General features: G+C 62.8%; 16 protein-coding genes. 14 read left to right on the top strand and 2 right to left on the bottom strand.

Annotated features, from left to right (window positions below; translation table 11 throughout):
* The first annotated feature begins 46 nt into the window (after positions 1–46).
* The 14 genes from JFN93_RS21620 to JFN93_RS21555 all read left to right on the top strand — a co-directional run bounded on the left by JFN93_RS21620 (position 47) and on the right by JFN93_RS21555 (position 18131).
* Entirely contained in the window at positions 47–1111 is a 1065-nt protein-coding gene (locus JFN93_RS21620) for a glycosyltransferase family 4 protein (protein ID WP_328754553.1), read from the top strand.
* Positions 1108–2022, top strand: a complete 915-nt coding sequence (locus JFN93_RS21615) for a glycosyltransferase family 2 protein (protein WP_199386259.1) — start codon at positions 1108–1110, stop codon at positions 2020–2022. The genes JFN93_RS21620 and JFN93_RS21615 overlap by 4 nt, the downstream gene beginning before the upstream one ends.
* Before the next feature lie 37 nt (positions 2023–2059).
* On the top strand, positions 2060–3448 hold the full coding sequence (locus tag JFN93_RS21610; RefSeq protein WP_199386257.1) for a flippase: 1389 nt from the start codon (positions 2060–2062) through the stop codon (positions 3446–3448).
* Positions 3435–4418 (top strand): hypothetical protein, encoded by a 984-nt coding sequence (locus JFN93_RS21605; RefSeq protein ID WP_199386255.1) that lies wholly within the window; start codon positions 3435–3437, stop codon positions 4416–4418. Before JFN93_RS21610 ends, JFN93_RS21605 begins: the two co-directional genes overlap by 14 nt.
* Positions 4412–5647, top strand: coding sequence for a GNAT family N-acetyltransferase (locus JFN93_RS21600; protein ID WP_199386253.1), 1236 nt, complete (start codon positions 4412–4414; stop codon positions 5645–5647). The genes JFN93_RS21605 and JFN93_RS21600 overlap by 7 nt, the downstream gene beginning before the upstream one ends.
* A 190-nt stretch (positions 5648–5837) precedes the next feature.
* Positions 5838–7454, top strand: a complete 1617-nt coding sequence (locus JFN93_RS21595) for a B12-binding domain-containing radical SAM protein (RefSeq protein WP_199386252.1) — start codon at positions 5838–5840, stop codon at positions 7452–7454.
* Between the two features lie 23 nt (positions 7455–7477).
* Positions 7478–8116, top strand: coding sequence for a class I SAM-dependent methyltransferase (locus tag JFN93_RS21590; protein ID WP_199386250.1), 639 nt, complete (start codon positions 7478–7480; stop codon positions 8114–8116).
* 26 nt (positions 8117–8142) lie between these two features.
* Positions 8143–9096, top strand: a complete 954-nt coding sequence (locus tag JFN93_RS21585; RefSeq protein WP_199386248.1) for a polysaccharide deacetylase family protein — start codon at positions 8143–8145, stop codon at positions 9094–9096.
* Between the two features lie 311 nt (positions 9097–9407).
* On the top strand, positions 9408–10130 hold the full coding sequence (locus JFN93_RS21580; protein ID WP_199386240.1) for a hypothetical protein: 723 nt from the start codon (positions 9408–9410) through the stop codon (positions 10128–10130).
* Between the two features lie 153 nt (positions 10131–10283).
* A complete protein-coding gene (locus JFN93_RS21575) occupies positions 10284–11537 on the top strand; it encodes a glycosyltransferase family 4 protein (RefSeq protein WP_199386238.1) in 1254 nt (417 codons plus the stop codon).
* Positions 11538–11864: 327 nt separating this feature from the next.
* Positions 11865–13082, top strand: coding sequence for an acyltransferase family protein (locus JFN93_RS21570; RefSeq protein WP_199386236.1), 1218 nt, complete (start codon positions 11865–11867; stop codon positions 13080–13082).
* Positions 13072–14538, top strand: a complete 1467-nt coding sequence (locus JFN93_RS21565; RefSeq protein WP_199386234.1) for a hypothetical protein — start codon at positions 13072–13074, stop codon at positions 14536–14538. Before JFN93_RS21570 ends, JFN93_RS21565 begins: the two co-directional genes overlap by 11 nt.
* Before the next feature lie 450 nt (positions 14539–14988).
* The gene (locus JFN93_RS21560) at positions 14989–16416 is read left to right on the top strand and encodes a hypothetical protein (protein WP_199386232.1); all 1428 of its coding nucleotides are present in this window, start codon (positions 14989–14991) and stop codon (positions 16414–16416) included.
* A 125-nt stretch (positions 16417–16541) separates the two neighbouring features.
* The gene (locus JFN93_RS21555) at positions 16542–18131 is read left to right on the top strand and encodes a hypothetical protein (protein WP_199386230.1); all 1590 of its coding nucleotides are present in this window, start codon (positions 16542–16544) and stop codon (positions 18129–18131) included.
* A 41-nt stretch (positions 18132–18172) separates the two neighbouring features.
* Here the strand turns inward: JFN93_RS21555 and JFN93_RS21550 are convergent, their stop codons facing one another.
* Positions 18173–18871, bottom strand: coding sequence for a glycosyltransferase family 2 protein (locus tag JFN93_RS21550; RefSeq protein ID WP_199386228.1), 699 nt, complete (start codon positions 18869–18871; stop codon positions 18173–18175).
* A 157-nt stretch (positions 18872–19028) separates the two neighbouring features.
* Positions 19029–20177, bottom strand: a complete 1149-nt coding sequence (gene glf, locus JFN93_RS21545) for a UDP-galactopyranose mutase (RefSeq protein WP_199386226.1) — start codon at positions 20175–20177, stop codon at positions 19029–19031.
* Positions 20178–20206: the final 29 nt, after the last annotated feature.

The following is a 20206-nucleotide window of genomic DNA, read 5'->3' as shown; positions in this document are numbered from 1 at the left end:
CCGGTCATTTGTACTATAGTGCGCTGGGTATTGACTTTGCAGCGGGTTGAGGTGCGTCATAAAGATCGGCATTATCACCTATGATTTCTTCCCGTTGATCGGCGGCATAGGGAGACACACCCACCTGATGTATTCGGAGATTCAGGATGCCGGCTGGCTCTTCTTCTCCCCGGCACGAAACGCGCTCCCCCGCCACGTCCGGATCGACTTCGCACCGGTCCGCTGGCTGAAGCAGGTCGGGGTTTCCCTCTGGCTCCACCTGGAGGCGCACCGCGTCATCGAGAAATTCGGTCTCGAGCGGCTGAACCTCCACACGGGTCCCGGCGGCGTCCTCCTGGCCCGGCGCCTCCCCATCCCGGTCATCGTCACCTGCCACCATACCTACCGCCAGCAGTGCCGCCACCTCGCCTCGCAGTTCTGGAAGCGCATCTTCATCCCCTTCGAGAAGCGGAGCTATGAGCTCGCCACCCGGATCGTCGCCGTCTCCGACGCGACCCGGCAGGCACTGATCGACGACTACGGCATCGCGCCGGAAAAGATAACCACCATCTTCAACGCCGTGGATACCACCCGCTTTCATCCTCTGGCCGCCGGAAAGGATCCCGATACCGTCGTGTACGTCGGGCGGATCGACCGGCGCAAGGGGATCGAGTTTCTGATCCGGAGTTTCCCGGCCGTAGTGGCCCGGCGCCCCCGGGTCCACCTCTACGTCGGCGGGAAGGGAAGCCATCTGGAGCGGATGCGGGCGCTTTCCCGCCGGCTCGGGATCGCGGAAAACGTGACCTTTCTGGGGTTCGTGCCCGATCAGGATCTGAACGCGCTCTACAACAAGGCGCAGTGCGTGGTGGTCCCCTCGGTCTTCGAAGGTTTCGGGATCACGGTGATCGAGGCGATCGCCGCCGGGACCCGGGTGGTCGGGACCGACTCCGACGGCATCCGCGAGATCCTCGCCGGTGACGAGTACGGACGCACCGTCACCTACGGCAACCGCGCAGCCCTGGCGCAGGCGATCCTCGACGAGCTGGAGCACCCCCGTCCCGCCCCCCCCCTGCGCGACCAGTACCGGCTCGAGGCGTTCCGGGCTGGGTATCTGAGGGAGCTGGTTGCATGAACGTCTGCCTGGTGACCAACTACAACTACGCTCCCTACCTTCGGGAGTGCCTGGACTCGGCGGCGTCCCAGACCCGGCCCTTTGACCGGATCGTCATCGTCGACGACGGCTCCACCGACGCCTCGGGCGAGGTGATCGCCGCCTTCTGCACTCAGTGCCCCGGCGCCGTTGCGATCCACAAGGAAAACGGCGGCCAGCTCTCCGCGTTCCAGGCGGCCCTGGAGCATATCGGCCGACAGGACCGGGTCTTTTTCCTGGATGCCGACGACAGCTATCCTCCGGATTACCTGGAGCGGTTTCAGGAAGCGATCGGCAGCGGCAAGGCGGAGTTCGTCTTCGTCGAGCCGGTGCGGTTTCGAGACGGCGCCCCCACCCTCGCCTCGGCACGGATCGGCGCCGCCCCCCCTTTCCCCTTCCCTGCCACCTCGGCGCTCACCCGCAAAACCCTCTGCTGGATCGGGGAGGCGACCTCGTGCGTCTCGGTCGCCGGATCGCTCCTCCATGCGCTGCTCCCCTACCCCTTCGAGAAGGACTGGGTGACCCGGGCCGACGACGTGCTGATCTATGGCGCCTCGATCCTGGGGGCGCACAAGCTGTACCTGCCGGGGCTGGGGGTGAACTACCGCGTTCACGGTGCGAACAACTTCAGCGGCCGGGAGCTCAGCGACCCGGAGCGCGCCGACTGGCGGCTCCGCCACGAGCGGCTGCGCCGCTTCTACTGCGAAAGGGGCGGGCTTTCCGAACACCCGGCGCTGAAAAACGTCCTCCACGAGGCGGCGGTAATCCCCAAGGCGCTCCGCCGCCGGTTCGGGATACCGGCGCCCACGGTTCTGTTCCTGTACGACCTCCTGATCCTCGTGCCGATGCTCCGAATCCTGGTACGCGACGCCGTCTCGGGAAGGTCGGCATGAACGCCGCACCTCAGACGCCGATGCGGGGCCTTTCGCGATGAATTCCTGGTGGATGGCCTACCTGCCGGAAACGGTCCGGGAGTGGCTCGACGGCCGGCTCCAGTTCCAGAGGGCGATCGGGAACACCGGCTGGCTCTTCCTGGACCGGATTGCCCGCATGGTCATCGGGCTCACCGTGGGGGCATGGGTGGCGCGGCATCTCGGCCCGACCCAGTTCGGCGAACTGGCCTACGTCCTCTCCTTCATCGCCTTTTTCCAGATGACCTCCGACCTCCAGGCCGAGGGGTTCGTGCTCCGCGACCTTTCCCGCGAGACGGTGCCGGCGGGGCTGGTCCTGGGGACCGCGATGCGGCTCAGGCTGGTCACGAGCGTCGGCTCCTGGCTCTGCGTCATCGCCGCCATGGCCCTGTTCCATCCCGAGGAGCCCCGGCTGATCCTGCTGGCCGCAGTCGTCGGCGCCATGCTGGTATTCCAGACCACCGACCTCATCGACTGCTGGTTTCAAAGCCAAAGCCAGAGCAAGCGCACCGTGAAGGTGAAGCTCTACTCCTACCTGGTAGCAAACGGGATCAAGGTGATCCTGCTGCTTTTGAAGGCACCGCTGATCGCCTTCGCGGTGGTCATGGCCGTGGAAGCGGCCATCTTTGCCGCGGGACTGGCCCTGGTCTACCGCCGGTTCCCGACCCCCGAGGCGTGGACTCCCAGTCTCAACGAGGCCAAGCGGCTGCTGGGCCTGAGCTGGCCGTTCCTGATCAGCGGGCTGATGATGACGGCGTACCTGCGGATCGATCAGATCATGCTCCGGGAGTTGCTCGGGGAAAAGGAACTCGGAATCTATGCGGCAGCGGTCCCGCTTTCCCAGGTCTGGAACGTGATCCCGACCACCCTCATCGCGAGCGTCTCCCCGTTCATCGCCCGGAAGAAGGAGCGGAGCGAGACGGAGTACCGGCAGGCGCTCGTGACCGTCTTTCGTCTCTTCGCGGTCGTTTCCCTGGCGGTGGCCCTTTTGACGGCGTTGGCCGCGCCGTGGGCGGTGGAACTCCTCTACGGGGTGCAATACCGGCAGACGGCGACCGTCTTGAGCCTGCTGGTCTTCGTGGTGCTGTTCTCCTTCCAGGGGATGGCCCAGTCGATGTGGGTGATCAATGACGACCTGCGCGGGGTCATCCTCGCCAGCACGGTGGTCGCAGCGGTGGTCAGCGTAGGGAGCAACGCCCTGCTGATCGGCAAATTCGGGGTGGTGGGCGCCGCCCTATCCAGCATCGCCGGCCAGGCGACGGCGGTGGTCCTGATGCCGTGCCTGCTGCGCAGGGATCTGCGGGAGCTGTACCAGGCCGCCTTTTTTGGCGCGCGGCTGGCCGCTGCCGATGGCGCGGCGGGCGCTGGCGGGCAAGCCAAGCGAAAGGAAGAAGATGCCCCTGATTGAATCCGACATGGTCAAGCGGGCCCTGATCCGCATCAACCGGCTGCATGACACCCTGGACCGCCTGAACCTGATCGTCATCGAGAAGCAAGACCTGATCAAGTGGCGCGGTCCCGGTTACCGGCAGCAGATCCTCTACGGCCAGCCGGGGCACGACCGGGTCAAGGAGCTTCTCGCGCGCCGGGAGCCGCTGATGATCTCGCGCATCGGGGCGGTGGAGCTCACCTGCCTGCGCCACTACCTGGAAAAGCGGCGGACCCGCCAAACGCCGTATCCGCGTAAAATCCGGACCACGATGTCCAACCAGGCCGGATTCTTCCCCGCCGACGACGCCTCGCTCGACGCCTTCGCCGAAATGTTCCTGGGGCACATCGCCTCCGTCGACGTGATGGGGGTCTGGTTCAACCAGTACGAAAACGTGGTCTGCAACGACCACTGCCCCCGGGCCGCCCTGGTGGATCTCGACTGCCTGGAGCCGTTCCGCTTCGCACACCCCTGGAGCTCCCTTCTGGCCGGGAAGACGGTACTCGTAGTGCACCCGTTTGAGGATTCGATCCGGAGCCAGTACCGGGAAAAGCGGGAGCTCCTCTTCGCCGACCCGGAGGTACTGCCGGAGTTCGAACTGAAAACGATCAAGGCGGTGCAGTCGATCGGGGGAGCCTCGACCGGCTTTGCCACCTGGTTCGACGCCTACCGCTCCATGTGCGACGCCATCGCCGCGGAGACCTTCGACATCTGCATCGTCGGCGCCGGCGCCTACGGCCTCCCCCTCGCCTCCTTCGTGAAACAGATGGGGAGACCGGCGGTCCACCTGGGAGGGGTGACCCAGGTCCTCTTTGGCATCAAGGGGAAACGGTGGGAGCGGGAGTACGCGGATTCGACGATGAAGCTCTTCAACGAGCACTGGGTCCGCCCGTCGGCGGGGGAAACCCCGGTGAACAAAGAGAAGATCGAAAGGGGTTGCTATTGGTAGCCCGATCCGCGCCGCCACCGGTTCATTTCGGCGACCTGTGCATCACCCGGGTCGGCAACCGCTCCGAACTGGATCGGCAAGGCAATGCCTGGCGCGCCCTTGCCGCCGGAAACCCGATGCTCTCCCCGGAGTGGCTTTTAAGCTGGTGGGACGGTTACGCGACCTCCGACGACGAACTGTGGGTGCTGCTGGTTCACGACCCGCACGGCGCCCTGGTCGGGCTGGCTCCCCTTTACCGGCACGTGGCCGGGGGCCGCGCCACCCTGGCGCTGCTCGGCTCGGGGGACGCGGCGACCGCCCACAGCACCTGGCTTGCACCGCCGGGACGGGAGCGGTTGGTGGGAGCGGCGGTGGCGCAGGCCCTGTCGGAGTGGGCCTCGTTTTGGGACGCTATCGAACTGGACTGGATCGACAGCGATGACGGGGCGGTACACGCTACGCTGGAGGCTCTTTCGCAACGGGACCTCCTCGTCCACCGAGCGCCGTACCACCACAGCTGCTGGCAGATCGCCCTGCCATCGACCTGGGAAGGTTTTCTCGCGATGATTTCGAGGTCACACCGGAAACGGTGCCGGAAGTGGGAGCGGCTTTATCTCGATTCGGGGCGGGTGCGGCTGCGTCAGGTGGACGATGCCGCGGGACTGGAAGAGGGGTTCGAGGTGCTTTTCCGGCTGCATGGCGCCCGCTGGGGCGACCGAAGGCACCCGCTGGGCTGCTTCAGCGACGAGCGGTTCCGAAACTTCCACCGCACGGTGGCCGGAAAGCTGTTGGAGCGGGGGCAGTTGTTTCTCTTCTGGCTCGAACTGGACGGCGCCCCCATTGCCGTCGAATACCAGTTCGTGGACCGGGGCACGCTCTACTCGTACCTCGCGGGGATGGACCCGGAAGTAACCGAATTCCCTCCGGGGAACCTTTCCATCATGGTGGCCATCCGGCACGCGATCGCCCACGGCTTGACCTCGTTCGACCTTTCGCGCGGCAATCAGCCTTACAAGGCCAACTGGCGCGCCACGCCCGTCCCTTGCGAAGAGGTGCGCATCTGGCCGAACCGCTTCACCGCCCGGATCGAGGCCGCCCGCTGGCAGTCCCGGAAGGGGGTGGAGCGAACGAGGCTGCAGGCCGTGCACTGGATCAAGAGTCACCTTTCCGACGATTTCGTGGACCGGTGGCGGCAAGCCACCTATCTTCTGACCGGGAACCGGTTCGGTCCCCGAAAGGGACGAACCTAAAAAAGTTCTATTACTCACCAAGGAATGGTGCTAGAGTACAGACGCAGAAACCCTTTGGTTACATTACGTTTTTGACATATTACCCCCACAACCTGTCTCAGCTCCGAACCTGTATTGCCATTGATCTAACTGCTGAGCCAGTTGTAAATGGACCTGACATGAAAATGAAACGTGCAGATGGCGGGCTAAGATGAAGTCAATTCTCGTATCAATCTATCAGACCACCGGTTTCAACCAGAACTACTATTATCCCCTTTCCTTACACTACCTCAAAGCCTACGCAAAGAAAGAGCTGGGTGACGACGTTGATATCTCAATCGAGAATTACAACACGGTTGAGGCTTCCAACCACATCATCCACGACCTGCTCCGGCGAAACCCTGATGTAATCGCCTTTTCCTGCTACATCTGGAACATCAAGAAGATCCTCGGCATCACCCACCTCCTGAAAGGCCTGAACCCGGCGCTAAAGATCGTGCTGGGAGGCCCTCAGGTGACCTCGACCCCCGACAGCATCCTGACCGAAAACCAAAGCGTCGACGTGATCGTTCGGGGCGAAGGCGAACAGACCTTTGCCGAGCTTCTGAAACACTACGTGAAGGACGAGCCGGCGATCGAGGAGGTACGGGGGATAAGCTATCGGGTCGACGGGGAAATAAGAACCAATCCGCCCCGGCCGCTCATCGCGGATTTGGACGACATCCCCTCCCCCTTCGACGCGGCGGCCTACAGCGAATCGCACGACATCCTCATCGAAACCCAAAGAGGATGTCCCTTCGAGTGCGGTTTCTGCTCCTACCACAAGAACTTCAAGTCGGTACGCTGTTTTTCCCTGGAACGGGTAAAGAGGGACCTCAAGCATCTCATCGATTCCGGGGTCAAACGTCTCTACCTTGCCGACCCGACCTTCAATCTCAACCCCAAAAGGGCCAAGGAGATCCTGAAGTACATCTGCTCCATAAACAAAACCGCCTCCATCAACACCGAACTGCGCGCCGAACTGCTGGATCAGGAAACCATCGACTTGCTGGAGCAAGCGGGGGTCGGCTTCCTGGAAATCGGCCTGCAGTCCACCAACCCGGCGACCTTGAAGATCATCGGCAGGGAAACGAACTTCGCCAAATTCGAGCAGGGGATCGCCCTGCTTCGAAAGAGCCCGATAAACTACGTCATCCAGCTGATCATCGGTCTTCCCGGCGACAGTCTGAGCACCTTCAAGACCTCGATGGATTACGTGTTGAATCTCGCTCCGGACAAGCTGCAGGTGTTCGAGCTGCAGCTGCTGCCGGGGAGCGCCCTGCACGACAATGCCGGAGAGCACGGCATGCTGTTTCATCCGACCCCGCCCCACATCGTCGTCCAGAACAGCACCTTCTCCTACACCGACATGATCAGGGCCAAGGAGCTGTTCAGAGAGGCCTTCCTGATCTACGTCCGGAGAAATTACGCCGAATTGGCCAAATTGCCGGGGCTTAAGCCTTCGGAACTGATCGAGGCCTGGAGTGCCTGGCGGGAAGCAACCACCGGCATCTCCCTGGATGAATACGAAAGGTGCAACAGCGCGAAAAGGTTGCGGCTGTTTTCGCGGTTCATCAAGGAATACCTGGCCCGAAACGGCTCTCCCGCCCGGGCGGACTCCAGCAAAGCGAACTGCAACCTGCTGACGGCGCGGATTGCCTATCAAGGTTTCCGCAGCTCGGTGCGGCATGCGTTGGCTGGCGGCTGGAACGGCATCATCGGCAAGCTGACCCGCTCCCGGAGCAGGGGCGGCTACCTCGACCCGATCGAGGATCATCCGGACCATTAGATGCCGAATCCTGGAGTAACCCGATGAGCATGCTGCTCGATGCCAAAAACGCCTTGTCCCTTCTTGCCTGCGGAGAGTGGAGCGAGTTCATCCTCCGCATCCGGATCCACCGGCAGAAGATCGACCTGAGGAACACCTACCTCGACGAGTTGCAGCTCCCCGAGGACCGGTGCCACTACTACGCGAACTCCGGCGGTCTGCACCTGCACCGGGTCCTGAGGGCGCTGGGGATCACCGCCCGGGACGCGGTCATCGATTTCGGCTCCGGCAAGGGGGGGGCGCTGATCACCCTTTCCCGCTATCCCTTCGCCCGGATCCTCGGGGTGGAGATTGCGCCGGAGCTGGTGGCGGTTGCCCGAAACAACGTCGCCAAGCTCGGCATCGCCAATGTCGAGATGGTGGTGGCCGACGCCGCCGACTTCACCGACCTCGACGACTTCAACTACTTCTATTTTTTCAGCCCGTTCCCCGGCGCTGTGATGCGCGCGGTCATGGACAACATCTGCGCCTCGCTGGCGCGCCGCCCCCGGCCGGCGACCGTCATCTACTTCAACCCCGAGTTCCACGATGAGGTCATCGCCGGCGCCCACTTCTTCAAAATCCGGGAATTCGACCATCACCCGCTGCGGTTCTTCATCTACCGCAACCAAACGCAGCCATGACCCCACGCGCCGGCGCAATCCTGGGCTTGGCACGCAGGGCCGTGTTCACCCCGATCAAGACCGTGCTCAACCGCATCGATCCCCCGGTGCTCGTGCTCCTCTACCACCGGGTCACCACCCTCCCTGAAGATCCCGAGCTTTTGGCCGTCACCCCGGAAAATTTCCGCGCCCACCTGGGCTACCTTGCCGAGCATTTCCCGATCGTGCGTTTCGAGGAAGATTGGGATGCGGTGTCCAAGCCGGCGGTCTGCATCACCTTCGATGACGGCTATGCCGACAACCTCCTGGAAGCGCTTCCCATCCTGGATGAGTTCCAGGTCCCGGCCACCTTTTTCGTGAGCACCGGTCCCATCGCAACAACCGGCGGCTTCTGGTGGGATGAGCTGCACCGCATCCTCGTCGAACACCGGGAGCTCCCGGGAGAACTGACTCTCCCGGGCGTGGGGAAGGGGTTCTGGCCGACCCGCACGGCGGCAGAGCGGGAGCGGCTCTACGGCGAACTGGTGCCCTATCTGGTGGCGGCCCCGACCGGGCACCGGGAAGAGATCCGCACCGAAATCCGCCGCTGGAGCGCCACGGTCCCGGGGTGCGACGACCGGCACCGCCCCCTTACCGTAGAGGAGCTGCGCCGCTTTGCGGCGAACCGCCTGGTCACCATCGGCGCCCACACGGTCACCCACTCCCGGCTCTCCGCGCTGAGCGAGCCCGCCCAGCGCGAGGAGATCCTCGCCTCGAAACGCCAGTTGGAGCAATGGCTCGGCGGTGAGGTCTCCGTTTTCTCCTATCCCTACGGCAGACGCTGCCACTACAACCGGGACAGCATCGCGCTTTGCCGGGAGGCCGGCTTCCGCAAGGTCGCGTCCAACTTCCCCGGCCAAGCACACCGCTGGACCGATCCTTACCAGGTGCCGCGCCACCTGGTCCGGAACTGGCATTTGGCGGAGTTTGTGCCACGGCTGCGGGCATTTTGGACCAGGTAATCCCGCCATAACCGACCGCCAGCACCGGCTTCTTGCCGCACCCACCCTACCGAATCACCCCCCTCCGTCCTAATTTCTTCCTCATTGTTTCCCCACTGAATCCTCAGTCCTTTCACGTTATCTCCACATTTCCTCTCCACACTGCGCCTCGCAGCACCATCGCCACCGCAAGCAGCACCGCGGACCGGCCCTTTCGGTACCCCCGTCACCCCAGTAACCCGCAGCGTGCCTCAATCAGGGCGACCCCCTCCGCACTGCAGCCGTCGCGCGGGGCGACCCGATCCCGAGCCGCGCCAGGAGCATTCGAGAAGATGACTGAGCTGGTCATTGCCGAAGAACACAGTCAAATCTACGATCTGTGGCTGGAGCGCAAGGAGCGCAACCTCTCCGTCTGTCACATCGATTTCCACTGTGACATGCGCGGGCTGCTGATCGACCGGCGATCCGGAAGGGCACGCTTCGTCACCAAGCACATCCCCTACGTGCACCGCAACGATTCCGGCAGTTACCTCTCCCATGCCATCATGAACGGCATCGTGACCAAGCTCCGCTGGGTGCACGACGAGTTCGGCGGCCGGGAATACGACTACGTGCACTGCGTGAAATACGAATCCGACTTCACCGCGCTCCCCTACCGGCGCCGCCGGTCGTTGCAGTGGCAACCGATCGACTACGTCGAGCAGACCTTCGAATCCTGGGGGGGGCCCCTCCCGGAAGAGCAGCTCGACATCGACTGGGACGGCCTCGCCCATGCCGACTACGACCTCAACCTGGTACGCCAGCTCACCGCGCAGATCCTCGATCGGCAATTCTCTCCCAAGCGGATCTTTCTCGCCCGTTCGCCGGGCTACTCCAACCCGGACCTGGACCTGTTCGAGGGGTTCATCGCCCAGTTGGAGCGCAAGTTCCACACCCGCGCCCTCCGGCTGCAGCCTCCGCCCTCGCCCAAAGAAAAGGGGTCCCGCTGGTGGAGCCTCTACAGCAAGTTCGACCGTGCCACCTTGAAGGTGATGCACGAGTTGGGTCTGCATTAACGCGAAAATCCCCCCTCCCGCTCCTATCGGTAGACAGCAGCTCGGCAAAAGTTGTATAACTGGCCAGTTTCCTTCGGCAAGACGGGTCCGCGGTTTCCCGTCGGGCAACTGCTGCCGGCCGAATCATCCTACCGGACGGAGTTGCCCACCCAGATGAAGGTTCTCTACCTCAACGGCGCCGATAACGAAGGGGGTGCGGCCAAAGCCGCACTCCGCCTGCTGCACGGGATGCGGGCGCAAGGGGTGGATGGCGCCCTCTACGTGCAGCGCAAATTCGGAACCGACCCCGCCGTGGTCGGTCCCGCCAACCGGCTCGCCCGGGCCTTTGGCTTTGCCCGCCCCACCATCGAACAGGCCATCCTCGGCATCCGCCCCGCGAAGCTGCGCGGCCCCTTCTGCGCCGCATACCTTCCCGACCGCCTGCTCCCGCAGATCGAGCGATTCGCGCCGGACCTCGTCCACCTCCACTGGGTGGCCCGCATGATGCGGATCGAAACCCTTTCCCGAATCCGGCGCCCCATCGTCTGGACCATGCATGATTCCTGGCCTTTCACCGGGGGGTGCTACCTCCCCGGGGAGTGCACCCGTTACGCCGACGCCTGCGGGGCCTGTCCCGTTCTTTGCTCCCGGCAGCCGGACGACCTGTCGGCCGCGGTGTTGCGGCGCAAGAAAGCGGCTTGGAACGGGTTGGACCTCACCCTGGTCGCCCCGAGCCGGTGGATGGCGGAGCGCGCCCGGCTCAGCTCCCTGTTCCGCGATGCGCCGGTGGAGGTGATCCCCAACGGCATCGACGTGGAACGCTACCGTCCCGTCCCCCAGGAGCAGGCCCGGCGCGAGCTCTCCCTCCCCCAAGACAAGATGCTCGTCCTGTTTGGCGCCAAAGGGGTAACCAGCGACGCCAACAAGGGATTTCACCTGCTGACCCAGGCCCTGCAACAGCTCGCCGCAGCCGCCCCGGCCGCCGCAATGGAGGTAGTCGTCTTCGGCGGCGCGCCGGGCGAGCCGCGTCCCGACCTCGGCATTCCCGCCCATTACGTCGGCTGGCAGAACGAGGACGCTGCCCTGGCCCGGCTCTATGCGGCGGCCGATGTCTTCGTCCTGCCGTCCCTTCAGGAAAACCTCCCCTTCACCGTGATGGAGGCGATGGCCTGCGGCACCCCGTGCGTGGCCTTCGACCAGGGTGGGGTCCCCGACCTCATCGATCACAGGGTGAACGGCTATCTCGCCCGGGCCCACGACCCCGCCGATCTCGCCGCCGGAATCGGCTGGGTGCTCGCCGACCCACAACGGCGCCGGCAGTTGGGCGAGCGGGCCCGCCAGAAGGTCCTGGCGACCTTTTCCCTCCCGACGATGACCCAGAGGTACCGGGCGCTCTACCAGCGCCTCCTCTCCCGCCGCCAGGGCTGATCCTCCGACTCCCCCGGCAGCTTGAAGCAGCCGTTTTGCCACATCCTGCCGCCAAAGCGCCGTCCTCCCACCCGCTGTACCGCCCGTCAAAACCCCGGTGAAGAAAAAAACCGCAATGCTGCCGCGCCCTTGCAAATGAGGACGAAATGTGCACGAAATCCGCACGAATTTTGCATGAAAGGGTAGCTGCACCTGCGATGGATGCCCAACCGGCGCCATCGGACGGTCCTGTCGTTTACCCGGTTCCCCTTCCGTTGTCGACCGGCCCGCCCCCGTCGGTCCGGTTGCGCCTTTATTTATGCCCGATGCGGGCACTGGTGGTGGAAGGTGGGAAAAATCTCCCAAGAACGTGCGGCAGCACCGAGAGGCAAGTGGGCGGCCTGGTTGGTGCGCCACGCCTCACGCGAGACGAGCTCGGGGCAGTTCATCCCGGTCATCGACGGGCTGCGCTTCATCGCCATCTTCTCCGTCGTCCTTTTTCACGTCTACACCTTCGTGTCCCGCAAAAATCCTGCCGAGGTGGATGCCGACCCGCTGGCCGCGGTGCTGATGACCGGCGACCTCGGGGTCCAACTCTTCTTCGTCATCAGCGGCTTCATCATCGCGCTCCCCTTCGCCCGGGGGTACCTGGGACAGGCAACCCGTCCCACCCTCCGCTCCTATTACCTCAGGCGCCTCACCCGGCTGGAGCCCCCCTACATCCTTTCCCTGCTGCTGCTATTCCCCTTTTCCGCCTCCGTCATCCATCTCAGTTATCGCGAACTCCTCCCCCACCTCGCGGCCAGCCTCGGCTATCTCCACTCCCAGATCTACGCCCAGATGAGCGCGGTGAACTTCGTCGCCTGGTCTCTGGAGGTGGAACTCCAGTTCTACGTGCTGGCGCCGCTGATCGCGGCGGTTTTCCTGATCCGCTCCCGGTGGCCGCGCCGCTCGCTGCTGCTCGGGCTGATCGCGTTGTTTGCCGTGATTTCCTACCGGATGCCGGACACCCCACGGCTCACCCTTTCCATCGTGGCCTCCGCCCACTTTTTCCTGACCGGGTTCCTGCTGGTCGACCTCTACCTCGGCGAGTGGCGGGACGGGATCGTGAAGTCGTACCGATGGGACCTCGTCTCGGCGCTCGCCTGGCCCGCCGTTTTTCTCCTGCATGCCCAGGGGAAGACCGGCAACCTGTTCGTCGCCGCCCCGATGTTCCTCGCCTACTACTGCGCCTTCCGCGGCACCTGGAGTAACCGATTCTTCAGCAGGCCGGCAATCTACATCGTCGGCGGGATGTGCTACACCCTCTACCTCTACCATTACCCGGTCATCTTCATCGTCGGACGCATTCTGGAGCGGGCCGGCCTGTTGCCCGGGCTCCCGGTCGGGGTGCGGCTCGTGGTTCTCGCAGCGGCGGCGCTCCCCGCGGTCCTTGGCGTGGGATGCGCGCTGTTCGCGCTGGTCGAGAAGCCGTGCATGCGGAAGGAGTGGTACTTGAAGGTGGCGGGGAAAATGAAGGAATGGTTTTCATGGGGCAGGGCCGGGAGCCCGACCGATGCGCTCTAGGGTCCCCCTGCTCGTCATCGCCGTTACCTGCATTCTCGTCCTGCTGCAGGAGACATTCGCCCCTTTTGCCAACGGCGACGCCCCCTACGACCCTGGGGTCTACACCTACTGCGCCCAACGGATGCTCGACGGGGAGTTGATCTACCGGGACCTGTTCGACCACAAGGGACCGCTCCTCCATCTGCTGCACGCCGCCGGCCTCTACCTTTTCAACCGGGATACCATCGGCATCTGGATGGTGGAGCTCGCCGCGTTGTCCACGGCCGCCGCCGCCATGTATTTCACTGCCCGGCGGCTGACTACTCCGTTTGCCGCCCTCCTCGCGGTGATATTGTCCCTGGGCGCGCTCTGCGCATTGGAGCCGGGGGGTGGGTCCCAGTTCTACACCCTGCCGCTGCTGGCGGTTTCCCTGTACGTCTGGACCACCCGCCTCCAACAGGGGAGTCCCTTCTCCGCCGCGGCAACCATGGGCCTTGCGGCCTGCGGCACGTTGACTCTCCTGCTCCAGCCCAACCTGGTGGTCCCCTGGCTCGTTTTCGGCAGCGCGGCGGCAGGAACCCTCCTGTACCGGCAGCGCTACCGGGAGCTGGCCGTGGCGGCGCTCGCGGCGGGGCTGGCGGCGGTCCTGGTCCTGATCCCCTTCCTCTGGTACGCCCTGCACCAGGGCATCCTTTCCGACGCCGTAGCCTGCTATTGGGATTTCAACCGGTCCTACGCCCCGCCCACCCTCGCCTCGGTGGCGCGCGGCACCTACTACACCATCCACAACCTCAACCGCACTCTGGCCACCCTCCCCCTTTTCCTCTACGCGGTTTGGGTCGTGGCGACCCGGGGGAGCGACCGGCCGGCGCTCCACCTGACGCTTCTGGCGGGCCTCGTGCTGACCCTGGTGGTCAGCTGCGGCCTCTCCGGCCGCAACTATGCGCACTACGCCATCATCATCCTGCCGTTTCTCAACATCGCCCTCGCCTTTGTCCTGCACCGGATCACCTTGGCCCCGAAACTCGGACGGCGGGTCGCACTGGCGGCCGCGCTGCTGCTGTCCCTGCGGCCGCTGGCCCTGCAGCGGGAGCTCGTCGCCCAGGCCTACCGCCCGGCGCCGGCGCTGGAGCGGACCGTTGCCTTCATCAAGACGCACACCGCTCCGGGAGACCGGATCGCCGTGGTGGGTAACGATTCCCAGCTCTACTACCGCTCCGGGCGCCAGAGCAGCTCCCGCTATCACTACACGATTCCCCTTTTCGACGTGCCGCGGCTGGGACCGGTGATGGCGCAGCAGTACCGCCGTGACCTTTTCACCAACCGCCCGCGCCTGGTCGTCGTGACCAACCGGGACTACCCCCAGCCGCCTCCCTTCGTGGCAGACATACTGGAAACCGGTTACCGCAAACTCCCCGCCCCTGACCCTTCAGTGAGCATGTACCTTCGCAAGCAGGACTCCGCCGCGGCCAGGTAAAAAGCGAGCCCCCTTTTCCCCGGGCCCGCCCCACGGTTGCCGTACCCCGCTCCTGGGTGCCACCGCTGCACCGTCCCCCTCAGGCCCGCCGGTCCGCCCCCCCCAAGCCGGCACCGCCATTTGCACATTTCATCGTCCCGAATCCCGTGAAATCACCGCGCCCTTTGGGGGCGAACCTTGAGTTTTCGCAAGGTTGCACCATAACCTGCTGATCCGGCGCGATTATCAAATGTGCACGTTTCGTAAGGTGAATGTGCACGAATTATGCAGTCAGATCCCAGACCGTTACCGGCGCGGTTGTCTCAGGCGTTTGCCGCGCCGGATCGATCCTCCCCGCCAAGTGAAACGAAGGGTGCCGACACCGTCGGCCCGCTGTTGTCGCCCCGGCGCCGCCCCGATTTCCGGGGGCCGGCGGCCGTGCTATGCAATGCATGTGGGAAAGGAATAACGATGCGAACTGAGACTGCTTCCGGATCGATCTGGACCGCGCTGGTTATGGCACTCTGGATCGTGGTGCTGGTAATGCTCTATGCCCGCTGCGGGACCAACCCCAACTTCTGGTTCGACGAAGCAGGGCAGTTCTGGATGAGCCGCGGGCAGATCCACTACTCCCCTCCCCTCACCCCCGCCGGCACCCTTTCCGAGGTGCTCCAGGCCAACCGCACCGCGAACATGGACCCCGGTGGGTACACCGTGGGGCTCCACGGGTGGATGGCCGGAGGTACCTCGCCCGGATGGCTGCGCACGTTTTCCTTTCTCTTCTTCGTCGGCACGATGGCCGCCTTTGCCGCGCTGGCCTACCTCTGGACCGGAAACCTCCCGCTGAGCCTCGCGGCGGGCCTGCTCCCCGCCGCCGGGTCGCAGCTCACCCGTTACGCCCTGGAACTGCGCCCCTATTCCATGGAGACGTGCGGCACTGCGGCGGCCGTGTTGACCCTGGAGTACGTCTCCCGGCGCAAGAGCGTCGGCGGTTACCTGGTCCTCGGGGGGCTGATGGCCCTGTTTCTCACCGGGCGCTACAGCTTCATCTGCGTGGCGGTGGCGGTGGGTTTTGCCGTCCTGTTTCAGGTGCGCCCCTTGGGCCTGCGCAAGGCAATGCCCCGGGTCGTGGCCTATGCCCTCCCCGTTCTCGCCAGCTCCGCGGCGATCTATTTCATCACCCTGGCGCATCCGGGATCCCACCAAAAGGCAGATCCGGGCCCCTACGTGCAGGACTTCATCATGCGCGGCAAGACGGTGGTCGACCAACTCTGGATCGCCGCCGACGGTCTATTTTCGATCCGGGGAATCGGCACCGTCGTCCTTGCGGCCGTCTATCTCGGCTTCGCCTTCCGGAAAAACAAGCGTTCGCAGTACCAGCGCTTCACTACCTTCCTCCTGGTGGCGGGCGTGCTCAACGCCGAGTTTCTCCTGCTGTCGGCGCTGGGGAAATACCCCTGGTGTCCGCAGGCCCGCTGGGGAATTGCCCTGAACACCATCTCCATCCTTTCCTGGTTCCCCGTCGCCTGGATGGTCTACAGCGCCGCGGCACTTTCCGAAAAGGCACGGGCGAGGACGCTGTTCGTCGCCGGCCTCTTCTGCGCCACGGTCGCGCTTTACAACAGCGCCACCACGACCCTCTACACCTCGGACCGGATCCTGGAAAACCTCCTCGCCCTGGGGCCCGAAACGCTACGCGACAAATACCTCTTCGTGGAAGGCCCGGCGCAGGCGTCACTGCGTTACCTCTACGAGTTCGGCCCGCTGCAAAAGTACGCCGACGGGATCTACCCGGCCAACTTCCGGTTCGAGATCCCGGCGAACCTCGTTGAGGGGAACCGCCCCTTCGACTACTTCATTTCATCGACACAGATACGGAAGGGAGAGTTTTCGCGGTAGCACTTTTCGAACGGTCCGGTGCGGTCCCGACGGCGCTCCAGGGGCCAAACAATTTGACCGGTGGATGCCCGTATAACGGTGCCTCCACCGGTCAGTTCACTCATTGTGGACGGGATGGGGAAAAAATGAGCCTTTCACTTGAGGACGGGAACCCAGCAGGTCACCGAACGGGCTGGTATCTCGTACTGATTCTTCACTATCTGGTGGTATCGGCGATTCTCATGAAGTTCTACCAGCATGAAATCGACGCCGATGGCATCAGCTATCTTTCCCTCGCCCAAAAATATCTGGATGGCGATTTCAAGGATGCGGTCAACGGATACTGGTCACCCTTGATATCATGGCTCCTGGTTCCACTCCTGTACTTCAATATGGAACCCACCACCGCCTTTAGAATTGCGTCCCTTTGCATCGGTTTAGCGTCCCTTTTGGGCATCGGGATCCTGCTCGAAGAAATAAAGGTGCTTCCACGGGTCAAGATACTGTATCTGCTCTCACTGGCCCCGGTGATAGCCTGGTATGCACAAAACGATGTTGGAGCTGACCTGCTTGGCGCATGCGTACTGACCTATTATCTGTATCAACTCAGTACATGCGGCCGCAAGATCCAGAGTCTTTCAGGAATAAAAGCAGGCATCCTGGGAGCCATTGCCTACCTGGCTAAGAATTACAATCTTTACTTTTTTGTACTTCATTTCACCAGTGTCGGTATCTGCTGCACGGCTTCAGCCAAGGACCGGAATAAAAAAAGAATTATTCTTACCAGGTTCATCTGTGGAATCATCGTGTTCGGCATGCTCTGCGGTGGGTGGATTTTTCTTCTGAGCAGCAAATACCACAAACTGACCGTCGCGACCGGCGGAAGTGTGAATCTGTCACTGGTTCGGCCCGGTTCACTGGGCCCCCCGATGCTGACCGATGGTTTTTTACCTCCGCCCAATGCCACCGCCGTTTCAGTCTGCGAAGATCCAACGTACATGAGGTTCCCGGCCTGGAACCCGTTTGCGTCGCCGGGCGATTTCACCTTTTATCTGCATTTGGTTCTCAACAATGTCAGGAGGTATGTCACGGGACTGGCGACAAACTACATCTTTGTTGTCACGTTCGTAGTATTGCTGTACAAATTTTTTTGTTTGAGGGAGGTTTTCGAGCGGAAGATTTACTTGCTCATTTATACGTTACTACTTTATCCGGTGGGATACTTCGCTTTGTATTACGAGGGGCAAAGATATGTTCTGATAAACGTGATAATCCTGTATGTGCTCAGCGCATATCTTCTCACTGACTTATTGTCCAAACACGTATTGAAACAGATTCAAACCTGGGCAATCTTCATATCATTATACTCGTCGTTGCTGTGCCTGACGGCATACCGCATGTACAAGGATATCGACCACGTAAATAGTGTAAACCAGGTATATCAGCTCAGCAAGACCCTCTCATGCCGCTGTAAAATGAATGGCTGCAACATAGCCAGCGAGCACGAAAACTGGAATTTGATGTTCGACTTGGCTTTTTATTTGAAATCGAGATATTTCGGTGAAGCCAAAAGCGGCATTTCCGACCGGGAGCTCACCAAGGAGTTACTGGCAAATAAAATAGATTACTTTCTGGTAGCCGGAAGCATGAAACACAAAATCAAGATACTTGAGCCGGTACCGCGTTTCGATCATCAACCCTACGATTTGACGATATACAAGGTACACCGCTCCTGATGTTTTAAACCGCAGAGAGAGCGTCGCAAAGCAAGCTGGGGTCAGGAACGGCTGATTTTCACCGTCTGCAACAGCGAGCGCAGCGCCGCCTTCCAGAGCTTCCAGCGGACGATCGAGACGCTGCCGGTCCGGCGCCCTTCGTGCGGGACCGGGTGGTTGTAGATGCGGCTTTTCTTGCGGGCCACCATGCCGGAGATGACCAGGTTGGGGGCGAAGGTGTCGTCCGGGATGCCGCGAACGATCTCTTGCAAGAGGCTGGAGCGGATCAGCCGGTACGGCGTATTGACGTCGACGACCCCGCTGCCGAAGAGAAGCCCGACCGCCCGGCGCGAAACGAGGCTGATCAGGGAACGCCCGAGGCTCTGTTCCCGCCCCTGCCGGAACCCGAAAAGGGCGTCGTATTGATTCCTGCGAAGCCACAGCTCCTTGAAGTGCTGCGGCTTCATCTCGTCGTCACTGTCGGTCTGGAAGACCCATTCGGCGAGCTCCACGCCGAAGCGGTACCCCTGCAGGATGGTCGGGCCGTGACCGCTGTTCGCCTTGTTGATCACCCGGATCCGGGGATCGTCCCCGAATCGGGCCAGCACCTCGGCGGTACGGTCTCTGGAGCCGTCGTTCAGCACCAGCATGACGAAGTCGATGCCCAGGCTCACGAACTCGCTGCGCCAGGAAGTAACCACCGGCTCGATGCACTCCTCCTCGTTGTAAACCGGCATCACCAGCGCCAATTCATGTCTCATAACAATCCCTCCCGGTCCAGCCCTGTCCTGCCCTGTGAAAGCGCCATTCCTGCCGCTATCGACTACGGGTACCGCCTCCGGCGGTTTGCGCCCAGAATGCAATGGCGCTCCCACCGAAGCCGCCTTGATTTCCCGTTGGTTTTACCAAGCCCCGATCCTACCTCGGCCCGGCTCCCTTGATTTCCCGCTGGTACGTCTGCAACGCCGCCTGAATCGCTTTGTCCATATCCAGGTACCGATAGTTGCCGAGCCGTCCGCCGAAGCTCACGTTGGGGAGCTTTTGCGCCGCGTCCTGGTACAGCTCCAGCATCTCGCGGTCGGCCGCGGTGCCAATGGGATAGTACGGTTCTTCCTCCCCGGCGGCGGTCCGTGAATATTCGCGGTAGATGACGGTGCGGTCCTCCGGATAGTCGCGCTCCTCGTGATAGTGGCGGAACTCGTGGATGCGGGTGTAAGGAACCGCCGCGTCAGCATAGTTCATCACCGTGGTCCCCTGGAAATCTCCCACCGGGCAGACCTCCTTCTCAAAGCGCAGGGTACGCCACCCAAGCCGCCCGAAGCGGTAGTCGAAGAAACGGTCGATGGGGCCGGTGAAGATGACCCGGCAGTCGGCCGGGACCCGGTCCCGCACCGCGAAGAAATCCGTTCCCAGCCTGAGCTCGACATTGGGATGATCGAGCATGCGGCGAAACAGCGGCGCGTAACCGTCGAGCGGAATTCCTTGCCACGGGTCGTTGAAGTAGTCGCTCTTGTAACCGAAGCGGAAGGGAAGCCGGGTAATGATGTCGGCCGGGAGAAGCCGCGGGTCGGTCTCCCACTGTTTCACCGTGTACCCCTTGACGAACGCCTCGTACAGGGGACGCCCCACCAGCGAGATCGCCTTCTCCTCCAGGTTTTTCGGGGCGGAGATGCTCTCCTTCTCGATCTCCTGCCGGATGAATTCACGCGCTTCAGCCGGCGTGAGATTGACCCCATAGAAGGCGTTGATGGTGGCCAGGTTGATCGGCATCTGGAAGACGCGGTCCCCGAAAAGGGTCAGGACCTGGTGGCGGTAGTGGTTCAGTGAGGCGAAACGGCAGAGGTAACTCCAGACCTCAGGATCGGAGGTGTGGAAGATGTGGGAGCCGTAGACGTGGCATTCAATGCCGGTTGCCGGATCGTTTTCGGAGTAGCTGTTCCCCCCGACGTGGGAGCGCTTGTCGATGACCAGCACCCGCTCGCCGAGATCGGCGGCGATCCGCTCGGCGGTCACCGCACCGTAAAAGCCGGCACCGACCACCAGGTATTTGAGACCTTCCAGGTTCACGAGTTCTTCCCCTTTACCATTTCATGCCC

The sequence above is a fragment of the Geomesophilobacter sediminis genome (genome assembly GCF_016458275.1).
Classification (GTDB): domain Bacteria; phylum Desulfobacterota; class Desulfuromonadia; order Geobacterales; family Geobacteraceae; genus Geomesophilobacter; species Geomesophilobacter sediminis.
Note: the sequence above shows the minus strand (reverse complement) of the source record. Positions and strands in the feature narration are given on the sequence as shown.